Origin of the sequence: Streptomyces sp. NP-1717 (genome assembly GCF_022695985.1) — a bacterium.
In the GTDB taxonomy this organism is placed as follows: Bacteria; Actinomycetota; Actinomycetes; order Streptomycetales; family Streptomycetaceae; genus Streptomyces.
Map to the genome: position 1 here is coordinate 1 of NZ_JAAPBF010000208.1, position 12992 is coordinate 12992.

The following is a 12992-nucleotide window of genomic DNA, read 5'->3' on the forward strand; positions in this document are numbered from 1 at the left end:
GTCATGCCCAGAAACCGCCGTCTGACCGCTTCCGCCGTCGCGGTCGCCGCGCTGTCCGTCCTCACCGCCGCGTGTACCGGGCAGTCCGGCAACTCCGCGACGGACGACCCCGACGCCAAGACCACGATCACCTTCTGGCACGGCTGGAGCGCGCCCTCCGAAGTGAAGGCGATCAAGGAGAACATCGGCCGCTTCGAGGACGCCCACCCCAACATCAAGGTCGACGTCGTCGGCAACATCAACGACGACAAGCTCAACCAGGCGCTGCGGGCGGGCGGTTCGAAGGGCCCCGACGTGGTGTCGTCCTTCACCACCTCCAACGTGGGCAAGTTCTGCTCGTCCGGCGCGTTCGCCGACCTCGCCCCCTTCATAAAGAAGGACAGGATCGACCTGGCGAAGACGTTCCCGAAGGTGCTGCTCCAGTACACCGAGTTCGAGGGCGACCGCTGCGCGCTGCCGCTGCTCAGCGACGCCTACGGGCTGTACTACAACAAGGACGCCTTCAAGGAGGCGGGCATCACGGCCCCGCCGAAGACGATGTCCGAGCTGGCAGAAGTCGCGAAGAAGCTCACGAAGCCCAAGGGCGACAGCTACGAGCAGGTGGGCATGATGCCGACCTACCACGGCTACGAGACGGTCGTCGACCACTACATGTCGAGCTGGGACCACGCGTACTTCGACGAGAACGGCAAGTCCAACATCGCCAAGGACCCGGCCTTCGCCGAGATGTTCACCTACCAGAAGAAGCTCGTCGAGGACCTCGGCGGCTTCACCAAACTGGAGAAGTTCCGTTCCACCTTCGGTGACGAGTGGGGCGCCAAGCACCCCTTCCACACCGGTCAGGTCGCGATGCAGCTGGACGGCGAGTGGCGGCTCGGCATGGCCGAGGACGCGGGCGCCGACTTCGAGATCGGCGTGGCGCCGATGCCCGTCGCCGACGACGAGGCCGACAGCTACGGCAAGGGCTTCCTCTCCGGCACGATCATGGGCATAGCACCGCAGAGCAAGAAGCAGAACGCCGCGTGGGAGCTGGTGAAGTACATGACCACCGACACGAAGGCGGTCGTGGAGTTCGCCAACGGCATCCGCAACGTGCCCTCCACGCTGGCCGCGCTGAAGTCGCCCGACCTGAAGTTCGATCCCCGCTTCAAGACGTTCCTCGACATCGCGCAGCACCCGGAGTCCAGCACCCCCGACGGCGCGATCAACGGCTCGACGTACCAGACGACGCTCCAGGACTTCGGCTACCAGTACGAGAAGGGCTCCGTGAAGGACCTCCAGAAGGGCCTGGAAGAGACCGCGAAGCAGATCGACCGCGACATCGAGCAGGCCAAGTAGCAGGCGGGGAAACCGGCTGATGTCCGGCAACACGCTCCGTTCGAAGCGCCGCGGGAGCAGCCTTGCGGCGAAGCGCAGAAGAAGAGCACTGCGGACGGTGGCGTTCATGTCGCCCTGGTTGATCGGGTTCACGGTCTTCTTCGCGTATCCGCTCGTGTCGACCGTCTACTTCTCCTTCATGAAGTACGACGGTTTCAACTCCCCTGTCTGGAACGGGCTCGGGAACTGGAGTTACGTCTTCAGCGACTACCCGATGTTCTGGCCGTCGCTGCGCAACACCCTGTGGCTGGTCCTGGTGATGGTCACCTGCCGGGTCGTGTTCGGTCTCGGCGTCGGCATGCTGATCACCAGGATCAAGACGGGCACCGGGGTCTTCCGGACCCTGTTCTACCTGCCGTACCTGGCGCCGCCCGTCGCGGCCACGCTCGCCTTCGTGTTCCTCCTCAACCCCGGTACGGGGCCGGTCAACACCATCCTCGGCGACCTGGGACTGCCCACGCCCGGCTGGTTCAACGACGCCTCCTGGTCCAAGCCGGCGCTCACGGCGCTGGCCGTCTGGGGCATCGGTGATCTGATGGTCATCTTCATGGCCGCGCTGCTCGACGTGCCGAAGGAGCAGTACGAGGCGGCCGAGCTGGACGGCGCGTCGTCCTGGCACCGCTTCCGCTACGTGACGCTGCCGAACATCTCGCCGATCGTGCTGTTCGCCGTGGTCACCGGGGTGATCCAGGCGATGCAGTACTACACGCAGCCCCTGGTGGCGGGGAAGGTCGCCTCAGGGGTGATCGGCGGTTCGGGCCAGCAGTTCGAGCCCGGCTACCCCGACAAGTCGACGCTGACCCTGCCGCAGCTCGTCTACAACCTCGGCTTCCAGCGCTTCGACTACGGCGCCGCCTGCGTCGTCGCGCTCGTCCTGTTCGCCCTGGCCATGGTCTTCACCGCGTTCCTGATGCGGCGTCGCGGCGGACTGATCGGAACGGGTGACTGACCATGACCCCACAACTGCTCGACGCGCCCGAGCGGCCCGTAAGGCCGGCGGAGGTCGCCCGCACACCGGCGGCCCGTACCGCGCGCCGCAAGGCGGTGCTGCACTGGATCGCCGTGCACGCGCTCGGTGTGGCGGCGGCGCTGTTCTTCGTGCTGCCGTTCGTCTTCCTCTTCCTCACCTCGGTGATGAGCGACCAGCAGGCGCTCACCCGCGACCTCACCCCGAACAGCTGGGAGTGGGGCAACTACACCAAGGTCTTCGACACGCCGGGCTTTCTGACCTGGTGGAGGAACACCCTGCTGTACGCGGGGCTGGGGACCCTCCTCTCGGTGGTCTCCTCGATCCCCGTGGCGTACGCGCTGGCCAAGTTCCGCTTCCGCGGGCGGCAGTTGTCGCTGATGCTCGTCATCTCGATGATGATGCTGCCGCCCCAGGTGGTCATCATCCCGATGTATCTCTTCTGGGCGAAGCAGCTCGACCTGTCGGGCACCCTGTGGCCGCTCATCATCCCGATGGCGTTCGGCGACGCGTTCTCCATCTTCCTGCTGAGGCAGTTCCTGCTGACGATCCCGGGCGAGTATCTGGACGCGGCCCGCGTCGACGGCTGCGGCGAGTTCCGTACCCTGATCAGGGTCGTCCTGCCGATGGCGAAGCCGGGCATCGCCGCGGTGGCGCTGTTCCAGTTCTTCTACGCGTGGAACGACTACTTCGGTCCACAGATCTACGCGTCGGAGAACCCGGCGGCCTGGACGCTCAGTTACGGGCTGGAATCCTTCAAGGGCGCGCACCACACCGACTGGAATCTGACCATGGCCGCGACCGTACTGGTCATGGCCCCCGTGATCCTCGTCTTCTTCTTCGCACAGAAGGCCTTCGTCGAGGGCGTCACACTGACCGGAGTGAAGGGCTAGCAACACACATGAAGCTCGCAGTAGTGGGTGGCGGGTCCACCTATACACCTGAGTTGATCGACGGCTTCGCCCGGTTGAGGGACACGCTCCCGATCAGTGAGCTCGTGCTCGTCGACCCGGCGGCCGACCGGCTGGAGCTGGTGGGCGGTCTCGCGCGGCGGATCTTCGCCAAGCAGGGGCACCCCGGCACGATCGTCACGACATCGGATCTGGACGCGGGCGTCGCCGGCGCCGACGCCGTCCTGCTCCAACTGCGCGTCGGGGGGCAGGCCGCGCGGCTGGGCGACGAGACATGGCCGCTGGAGTGCGGCTGCGTCGGCCAGGAGACGACGGGCGCGGGCGGACTCGCCAAGGCGCTGCGCACGGTCCCGGTCGTGCTGGACATCGCCGAGCGGGTACGGCGCGCCAACCCGGACGCGTGGATCATCGACTTCACCAACCCGGTGGGGATCGTGACGCGCGCCCTCCTCCAGGCCGGGCACAAGGCGATAGGGCTGTGCAACGTCGCGATCGGCTTCCAGCGGAAGTTCGCGAAGCTGCTGGACGTCGCCCCCTCGGCCGTCCATCTGGAGCACATCGGGCTCAACCATCTGACCTGGGAGAGGAGCGTGCGGCTCGGCGGTCCCGACGGCGAGAACGTGCTGCCCCGGCTGATCGCCGAGCACGGCGACGCGATCGCGGACGACCTGCGGCTGCCGCGCCGGGTGCTCGACACCCTCGGGGTGGTGCCCTCCTACTACCTGCGCTACTTCTACGCGCACGACGAGGTCGTCCGGGAGCTGGGCACCAAGCCGTCGCGGGCCGCGGAAGTGGCCGAGATGGAGGCCCGGTTGCTGGAGATGTACGGGGACCCGGCACTGGACGAGAAGCCCGGACTGCTGGCCAGGCGCGGCGGCGCCTTCTACAGCGAGGCCGCGGTCGATCTCGCCGCCTCGCTGCTGGGTGACGCGGGCAGCGGCGGCAGCCCGGTCCAGGTCGTCAACACGTACAACAACGGCACCCTGCCGTCCCTCGCCGACGACGCGGTGATCGAGGTCCAGGCGAGGATCGACGCCTCAGGGGCGAAGCCGCTGCCCGTGGCCGAGGTCGACCCGCTGTACGCGGGGCTGATCGCGAACGTGAGCGCGTACGAGGACCTGGCGCTGCACGCCGCGCTGCACGGTGGCCGCGACCGCGTGTACAAGGCGCTGCTGGCCCACCCGCTGATCGGTCAGTACGAGTACGCCGAGGGCCTCACCGACCGACTGATCGCGCACAACCGGGAGCATCTCGCGTGGGCATGAGCCGGACCGAGCCGGCGGCGGGACGCGGGAGCGTCCTGGCCGTCGACGCCGGGAACAGCAAGACCGATGTGGCCGTGATCGGTGCGGACGGGTACGTGCTCGGCGCGGCCCGCGGCGGCGGCTTCCAGCCGCCCGTCGTGGGCGTGGAACCGGCGATCGACCGGCTCGCCGCGATCGTCGCCGACGCGGCGGCCGACGCCGGTCTCCGTACGGAGGCCATCGCCGGGCATGTCTCCGCGTGTCTGGCCAACGCCGATCTCCCGGTGGAGGAGCGGGAGTTGGCGGCGGCTGTGCAGCGGCGCGGCTGGGGCCGTACCACGGAGGTGCGCAACGACACCTTCGCGATACTGCGTGCCGGGCTGCCCGGCGGCGCCGAACCGCGCGGCGTCGCCGTCGTGTGCGGCGCGGGCATCAACTGCGTGGGCATGCTGCCGGACGGCCGTACGGCGCGCTTCCCCGCGATCGGCCGGATCTCCGGCGACTGGGGAGGCGGCTCCGGGCTCTCCGAGGAGGCGCTGTGGTTCGCGGCGCGCGCCGAGGACGGGCGGGGCGAGGCGACGGAGCTGATGCGTACGGTGCCGGCGCACTTCGGCCTCGACTCGATGTACGCGCTGATCGAGGCGCTTCATCTGGGGCAGATCCCGTACGGGCGCAGGCACGAGCTGACGCCGGTCCTCTTCGCGACGGCCGCGGCGGGCGACGCGGTGGCCCGGTCGGTGGTCGACCGGCTCGCCGGCGAGGTCGTGGCGCTGGCGGGGGTGGCGCTGGAGCGGCTGGGGCTGCTCGACGAGGAGGTGCCGGTGCTGCTGGGCGGCAGTGTGCTGGCGGCGAGGCACCCGCGGCTGGACGACGGGATCCGGGAACTGCTCGCGGCCCGCGCGCCGAAGGCCGTGGTGGGGGTGGTGACGGCGCAGCCGGTGCTCGGTGCCGCGCTGCTCGGGCTGGATCACACCGGCGCCGGGCCCGAGGCGCACGCCAGGCTGCGCGCGCACTACGCCTGACGGGCCGTTCCCGCCGGAAGTCCCCGAAGCCCGGAGTCGGAAACCGGTGCGAGCGCGGGCGCCCCGCGCCGGGCGCGCGCGGGGCGTATCGGTGTCGCACCGGGGCGCGTCCACCCTCCGGACCCGTGATCGGACCCGCACGAGTGGGAACCGATCACGGGTTCCTGACGTATTCAATGGGGGGAGCACGCCGGGGAGATCGTGTTCCGTCGGCAGGCTCCGTCCGCACAAGATCCAGTCAAGGCTTGTGTGGACACCGGTCCCTGCGGCCATACTTCTGGCCGGGAGTCGTCCCACGGTCCGCCGAAGAGCGCGACGCCGTCGACAGGACCTAGGGGGAGGTCAAGTGACATACCCGCCGAATGTGCGCACAGCGCCTGTTCCGGCACCGCCGCACACGCCCGCGCCGTCGGCTCCACCACCCGAGCCACCACCCGCGCGGCACGGCGCGTGGGCCGAGGGCAAGGAGCGCCTGCGCGCGGCGGCGACGACCGAGCCCGGCCGGCTCCAGATCATCGGAGCCCTGCTGGCCCTGCTGGTCCTGGTGTTCGGGGCGGTGACGGCCTTCGAGGTCGGCGACCGGTCCGTCGCGGCCGACGACGTCGTCGACCGCAGCCAGCCGCTGAGCGCGGACGCGGCGAACATCTACCGCTCGCTGGCCGGCGCCGACACGGCCGCCGCGAGCGGCTTCCTGGCCGGCGCGCAGGAACCGGCGAAGGTGCAGCAGCTCTACAAGGACGACATCGAGACCGCGTCCCTGCTGCTGGTCAAGGCCGCGGCGAACACGGAGGGTTCCAGCGAGTCGCGCAGCCAGATCGCCACGCTCAACGAACAACTCCCGCTCTACACGGGGCTGATCGAGCGCGCGCGGGCCAACAACCGGCAGGGACTGCCGCTGGGCGGCGCCTATCTGCGTTACGCCAACCAGAAGATGACGAAGGAGATCCTGCCGGCGGCCGAGAAGCTGTACGCGTCGGAGACGGCGCAGCTCGACCGGGACCAGGGGGACGCGCGGGCGTGGCCCTTCCTGTCCCTGGCCGCCGGTGTCGTGGCGCTGGGTGTGCTGGCCTGGGCGCAGCGGCGCAACTACCACCGGACGAACAGGGTGTTCAACCACGGTCTGCTGGCGGCGACGGCCGCCGCCGCGGTCGTGCTGCTGTGGCTCGCGGTGGGCCACACGGTGGCGCGTACGCAGCTCAACGACGCGCACGCGCACGGCCAGTCGTCGCTGACGGTCCTCAACGACGCCCGGATCAGCTCGCTGAAGGCGCGCGCGAACGAGAACCTGACGCTGGTCGCGCGCGGCGCCGTCCTGACGAAGGACGGCAAGAGCGACCGGTACGAGACGGATCACCAGGCCAACATGAAGCAGCTCGACGCCGCGCTGGACAGGGCGCGCAAGCTCGCCGACGACAGCGAGGGCTCCCGGCCGGTCGGCGCCGCCCGCGCGGCGGCCACCGAGTGGCAGAAGCTGCACAAGTCGGCGAACGACACCGACAGGGCCGGTGACTACGAGGGCGCGCTGGCGATGGTCATCGGCGACAAGGACTCGACGGGCGAGTCGTTCGACCAGGTGGACGACGCGCTGGAGAAGGCGATCGGCCATGAGCAGCGCGAGTTCACCGACGCCGCCGACTCCGGCAGGGACGCGCTGACGGGCCTGTCGATCGGGGCCGTCGTACTGGCGCTGCTCGGTGCGGTGGGCGCGATCCTGGGCATCAACCGCAGGCTTTCGGAGTACCGGTGACAGGGGGAGGAATGACAGCCGACACCACGGACCCGACGGGCACGGACGGGCCGCGCGAGCCGTACCGGCCGCGGGGGACCGACCGTCGTCCGGCCGCCCGCCGTACGGGAGTCACGGTCGCCGCCGCCGTCGCGCTGACGGCGACGCTCGCCCTTCTGCCGCTGTCCCGTGACGGCCGGACCGGCGAGGGCGGGGAGCCCCGGCAGGTCACGGCCGAGGCCGCGCCCGCCGCCGCGGCGGCGCCGGACTGCGAGGAGCCGGAGCGCAGTCTGCGGCCCGGCGGCGCGGACGGACCGGCCCTCGAACGCATCAAGGCCCAGGGCAAGCTGATCGTCGGCATCGACCAGAACAGCTTCAGCTGGGGGTACCGCAACCCCGCCACCGGCACCATCGAGGGTTTCGACATCGATCTCGCACGGGAGATCGCCAAGGACATCCTCGGCTCCCCCGACGACATCATCTTCCGCGCCATTCCCACCAATCTGCGTGAACAGTCCCTGGAGAACGGCACGGTCGACCTGGTCGTACGGACCATGACGATCAACTGCAAGCGCCTGGAAAAGGTCTCCTTCTCCACCGCCTACTTCCAGGCGGGCCAGCAGGTGTTGGTTCCGACGGGATCGGACATCACGGGGTACAACGAGTCGCTGTCCGGCAAGCGCGTCTGTTCGGCGTCGGGCTCGACGGCGTACGACCAGCTCGTGGAGGAGTCGTACGGCGCCGTCTTCAAGGACGAGCACGACGAGACCGACCAGGACGAGGACAAGCTGACGGTGTCGAACCAGCTGGACTGCCTGGTGCGGCTCCAGATGGGCGAGGTCGACGCGGTCGTCACCGACAACGCGCTCGCGGCCGGCCAGGCGGCGCAGGACCCTGCGGTCGAGCTGGTGGGCGAGCCGTTCACCGAGGAGTACTACGGCGTCGCGGCCAAGCTCGGCAGCGACGATCTGGTGCGCCGGGTCAACCAGGTCCTGGAGGACTACCGCGCGGGCGGCGCCGGCAGTCTCTGGATGCGGTCGTACGACCGGTGGCTGAAAGCCGGTCTGCCAGGCATAACCGCGGCGCCCAAGGCCAAGTACAGAGACTGAGGACCGAGGCCGGGGACCGGAGGTCCGGGCACCGGCGCTTCGAAGTGGCGGAACCAGAACGGAAGATCGCGTACCGGAGGCGGAGAACGGCGCCGGCGGTCGCAGGACAGAGCGGAGAGGTGATCGATGGGCGACGCGGGCTCCTTCCCCGGTCCGACGGGGAAGTCCGCCGGTCCTGCCATGGACCGGGACGAGGCGGACCGTGCCCTCGCGCGCCTCGGCGCGGAGCACGAGGCGATCGAGACGTCCCTGCTCGCCCTCCAGGACCACGCGGGCCGGCGGCTGCTCGAAGGAGCCTCCCTCACCGGAGTCACCAAGGACCGCTGGGCCACCACCGAACAGACGATCACCCTTCTGTGGAGCTACTTCGACGCCTACGCCGCCGCCCTGCGCGGCGCCCGTGAGGCCCGCGCCCGGCTGCGATGGCTCAACCAGCAGGACCTGGTGGACCTGACCGAGAAGCTGCGGGGCCGCAGCGTCACGGTCGCGGGCTCCGCCACCGCCGCCCCGTCGATCGCGGGACCGGCGAAGCTCTCCGAGCAGTTCACGCTCGCCGAGCTGGTCGCGCGGATGAACGAGCTGTACGCGCAGTCGCTGGACATGGTCGTGGCGTCGGACTCCGTCTGGTCGGCGCTGCCCGCCCGGATAGACCTGCTCGCCGCCGAGCTGAACCGCACCCGGTCACTGGCGCACTCCGCGGGGGTACGGCCCGGGGAGCACCCGGCGGGTGACGAACTGGAGTCGATCACCGACGAGCTGTCCACGCTGCGTGCCCAGGTGATCTCCGATCCACTGGCCTTCTGGCAGCCGGTGCACGGCAGTTCGGCGCCCGGCGGCGGCCGGCCCGACACCGAGCGCTACGACCGGGCGGCCCGCGCTCTGGAGGACGTACGCCGGGAGATCGACGCCGTCCTGACGGTGCGGCAGGACTCGGAGGCGCGGCTGCTGCGGCTGCGGGACGTGCTCTCGCGCGCCGACCGTACGCTCACCGAGGCGCGGTCGGCCCGCGGCGAGGTGCTGGCGAAGATCGCCGCGTCCGAGGTGCCCGCGGTGAGCGGTCCGCCGACGGCGCTCCAGGAGCGGCTGTCGACGGCCGCCGAGTACCGCAGACACGCGCAGTGGCACCGCCTCTCCCCGCTGCTGGAGTCCCTGGAGCGCGAGGCGGAGGACGAACTGCACCGGGCCCGTGAGTCGCTGACGGCCGTCACGGCCCCGCTCGCGGTGCGGGCCGAGCTGCGCGGCAGGCTCGACGCGTACAAGGCGAAGGTCGCCAGGCACGGGCTCGCCGAGGACCTGATGCTGACCGAGCGCTACGACGCGGCCCGCCGGATGCTCTGGAGCGCCCCCTGCGATCTGCGTGTCGCCGAGCAGGCGGTGCTGCGCTACCAGCGGGCGGCGGCCGACGCACTGGCCCAGCGGCAGCCGGGGCCCACCGACCACAGGGGGAACGCGTGAGCGCCGACAGGACAGTGATCGGGAGACCGGGCGGCATCGACGGCACGAACGGTACGAACGACGTGGGCGAACGGGGGGACCGATGAGCGGGACGAGGAGTTGCCAGCGCCCCGGTTGCGAGGGCGGCTACGAGGACATGGGCGGCGGTGAGCTGTACTGCGACACCTGCGGTCTGGCACCGGTCGTCTCGCCGACCGGCATGGTGTCGTCCCCGCCGACCGGGATCACCGGCGGGGGCAAGGGCAGTGGCCCGAGCAGCGGTTCGGCACGCAGCGGCTCGGCGCGCAGCGGTTCGTCCCGCGCGTCGTCGCGCTCCTCCTCGCGCTCCTCGACGTCGCGGCGTTCGGTCTCGGGGCGGCTGTCGCGTTCGCTCTCCGGCCGGCTCTCCAGCCGTTCGGTCTCGGTCCGCAGCTCCGGCAACGCCACCGCCGCTTCGGGACGCAACCGGCTCGGCGCGGGCCTCGTCTCCGTACCGGACGTGCCGAGGCCCGATCCCCGCTCGGCGGTGATGGCGAGCGCGGAGGTCCCGGAGCGCAAGCGGTACTGCTCGCGTTCCGACTGCGGGGCGCAGGTGGGCCGTTCGCGCGGTGAGCGGCCGGGGCGTACGGAGGGTTTCTGCACCAAGTGCGGCCACCCGTACTCGTTCGTGCCGAAGCTGCGCGCGGGCGACATCGTCCACGGGCAGTACGAGGTCGCGGGCTGTCTGGCGCACGGCGGTCTGGGCTGGATCTATCTGGCCGTCGACCGCGCGGTCTCCGACCGCTGGGTGGTCCTCAAGGGTCTGCTCGACACGGGCGACCAGGACGCCATGGAGGCGGCGATCTCCGAGCGGCGGTTCCTCGCGGAGATCGAGCACTCCAACATCGTCCGCATCTACAACTTCGTGGAACATCTCGACCAGCGGACTGGCTCCATGGACGGCTACATCGTCATGGAGTACGTGGGCGGCAAGGCGCTCAAGGAGATCGCCAACGAGCGGCGCGCCCCGGACGGCAAGCGCGACCCGCTGCCGGTCGAGCAGGCGTGCGCGTACGGCATCGAGGCGCTGGAGGCCCTCGGGCATCTGCACAGCCGCAATCTGCTCTACTGCGACTTCAAGGTCGACAACGCGATCCAGTCCGAGGACCAGCTCAAGCTCATCGACATGGGCGCGGTCCGCAGGATGGACGACGAGGAGTCGGCGATCTACGGCACCGTCGGCTACCAGGCGCCGGAGGTCGCCGAGGTGGGCCCTTCGGTGGCCTCCGACCTCTACACGGTGGCGCGCACGCTCGCGGTGCTGACGTTCGACTTCCAGGGGTACACGAACGTGTTCGTGGACTCGCTGCCCGACCCGGACAACATCGACGTCTTCCGGAAGTACGAGTCGTTCTACCGGCTGCTGGTACGGGCCACGGACCCCGATCCGGCGCGGCGGTTCGCCTCGGCGCAGGAGATGGCCGAGCAGCTGACCGGAGTGCTGCGGGAGGTCGTCGCACTGCAGACGGGGCGCCCTCGGCCGGCGCTCTCGACGCAGTTCGGGACGGAACTGCGCGTCACGGACACGCGGCTGTTCGCCGACACCTCGCAGGACGTGTCACGGCTGGGGCTGCGCCCGGAGCCGGTGCGCGCCGGTCTGTTCGGGCGCCGCGACAAGACGGCGGCGAGCGCGAACGGCGCGGCGAACGGGGCCGCGCTCGGCTCGGGCTTCCCGGGCGGCGCCCCGCTCCCGCCGGGGGCGGGCAACGGCGCGCCCGTACCGCTGCCCGGCCGGCCGGCGATGCCGCCGCCCCCGGCTCCCTTCGGGGCACCGCCCCAACTCCCGCCCGGGAGCGGCGGCCAAGGCGGCGTCCCGGCCCCCAGGACGGCGCCGGGCGCCGGTGTCCCCGGCTCCCCCGCCGGTGAGTTCCTGGAGACCGGCGCCCCGCTCGCGCGCATCGACGCGGGCGCCACCGCACTGGCGCTGCCGGTGCCCCGGGTCGACGCGAACGACCCCAACGCCGGCTTCCTGGCCGGTCTGATGGCCTCGGCCCCCGCCGAGCTGATCTCCGCGCTCGCGGCGGCTCCCGCCGACTCCGTCGAGCGCCGGCTGCGTGAGCTGCGCGCCCGGCTGGAGATGGGTGAACTGGTCACGGCCTCCGAGGCGTTGACCGAGCTCGAAGCGCGCCACGCCGACGACTGGCGGGTCGTCTGGTACCGGGGTCTGGCCTCGCTCGTGACCGGTGAGCACGAGATCGCCGCGCTCTCCTTCGACGCGATCTACGACGCGTTCCCCGGCGAGGCCGCGCCGAAGCTGGCGCTCGGTGTCTGCGCCGAGGTGCTCGGCCAGCTCGACAACGCGGCCGAGTACTACCGCCTCGTATGGATGACGGATCCGAGCTATGTCAGCGCCGCTTTCGGTCTCGCCCGGGTGCAGAACGCGGCGGGTGACCGGGCCGGCGCCGTACGGACGCTGGAGTCGGTCCCCGAGGCGTCGATCCACTACACGGCGGCCAGGATCGCGGCCGTACGGTCCCGGCTGCGCCGCCGTGACCTGCGCTCGCAGTGGCCCTCCCCCGCGGCGGGGGTCACGGCGGACGCGCCGCTGATCGACGATCTGCGGGCCGCCGCCGACCAGATCTCGCGACTGGGCCAGTTCGGTCTGGACGCGATGCGGCGCGAGCAGTTGTCCACAGAGGTACTGGGCACGGCTCTGGACTGGGTACTCTCCGGTGGTCCAGGGAATCGGCCCGGACAGACCACGCTGCTCGGCAGTGAACTGGACGAGCGCGGTCTGCGGTTGGGACTGGAACGCTCGTACCGGGTGCTTGCCCGGCTCGCTCAGCGTGGCGAGGAGAGGATCGACCTGGTGGAGCGGGCCAACCGCTTCCGCCCCCGGACGTGGGTGTGATTGATGTCGCAGATGCACCAGCCGACAGCCCTTTCGAGGTGCCCCGGTTGCGAGGAGCCGCTGGAGTCGGGCGACCTGTTCTGTGGTGCGTGCGGGTACGACCTGTCGGCCGTGCCCCCGCCCCCGGACGACCACCCCACGATGGTCATCAACGGCGCCCCGGCGCCGGCCGGGGCCACGTCGGGGGCCGGCTCCTCGGGCGCCGTCGACTGGCCGGCCGCCGCCGACGGGGACGGCACGAACACGCCCGCCCCTGTGCATCTGCCCGGTGAGCTGCCCGGACTCGACTCGACCGGAGTGCCGCTGTCCGGG

9 protein-coding genes and 1 pseudogene are annotated in these 12992 nt (G+C 70.9%); all 10 read left to right on the top strand.

The window, feature by feature from the left end; genetic code table 11:
* Positions 1–3 precede the first annotated feature (3 nt).
* Positions 4–1338, top strand: a complete 1335-nt coding sequence (locus tag GXP76_RS28775; protein ID WP_242574550.1) for an ABC transporter substrate-binding protein — start codon at positions 4–6, stop codon at positions 1336–1338.
* A 19-nt stretch (positions 1339–1357) separates the two neighbouring features.
* A complete protein-coding gene (locus GXP76_RS28780) occupies positions 1358–2326 on the top strand; it encodes a carbohydrate ABC transporter permease (RefSeq protein WP_242574542.1) in 969 nt (322 codons plus the stop codon).
* 2 nt (positions 2327–2328) lie between these two features.
* Positions 2329–3237 carry a carbohydrate ABC transporter permease gene (locus tag GXP76_RS28785; protein ID WP_242574543.1) on the top strand — a complete coding sequence of 303 codons (909 nt, stop codon included), beginning with the start codon at positions 2329–2331 and terminating at the stop codon, positions 3235–3237.
* An 8-nt stretch (positions 3238–3245) separates the two neighbouring features.
* On the top strand, positions 3246–4520 hold the full coding sequence (locus tag GXP76_RS28790) for a 6-phospho-beta-glucosidase (protein WP_242574544.1): 1275 nt from the start codon (positions 3246–3248) through the stop codon (positions 4518–4520).
* Entirely contained in the window at positions 4517–5521 is a 1005-nt protein-coding gene (locus GXP76_RS28795; RefSeq protein ID WP_242574545.1) for an N-acetylglucosamine kinase, read from the top strand. The genes GXP76_RS28790 and GXP76_RS28795 overlap by 4 nt, the downstream gene beginning before the upstream one ends.
* A 346-nt stretch (positions 5522–5867) precedes the next feature.
* Entirely contained in the window at positions 5868–7268 is a 1401-nt protein-coding gene (locus tag GXP76_RS28800; protein ID WP_374362954.1) for a hypothetical protein, read from the top strand.
* Between the two features lie 11 nt (positions 7269–7279).
* Positions 7280–8356 carry a glutamate ABC transporter substrate-binding protein gene (locus GXP76_RS28805; RefSeq protein ID WP_242574546.1) on the top strand — a complete coding sequence of 359 codons (1077 nt, stop codon included), beginning with the start codon at positions 7280–7282 and terminating at the stop codon, positions 8354–8356.
* A gap of 126 nt (positions 8357–8482) precedes the next feature.
* Positions 8483–9811: a hypothetical protein gene (locus GXP76_RS28810; RefSeq protein WP_242574547.1), complete on the top strand. Its 1329-nt coding sequence runs from the start codon at positions 8483–8485 to the stop codon at positions 9809–9811.
* A gap of 82 nt (positions 9812–9893) precedes the next feature.
* Positions 9894–12680 carry a serine/threonine-protein kinase gene (locus GXP76_RS28815; protein WP_242574548.1) on the top strand — a complete coding sequence of 929 codons (2787 nt, stop codon included), beginning with the start codon at positions 9894–9896 and terminating at the stop codon, positions 12678–12680.
* 3 nt (positions 12681–12683) lie between these two features.
* A pseudogene (locus GXP76_RS28820) lies at positions 12684–12992 on the top strand (zinc ribbon domain-containing protein); the annotation flags it as partial.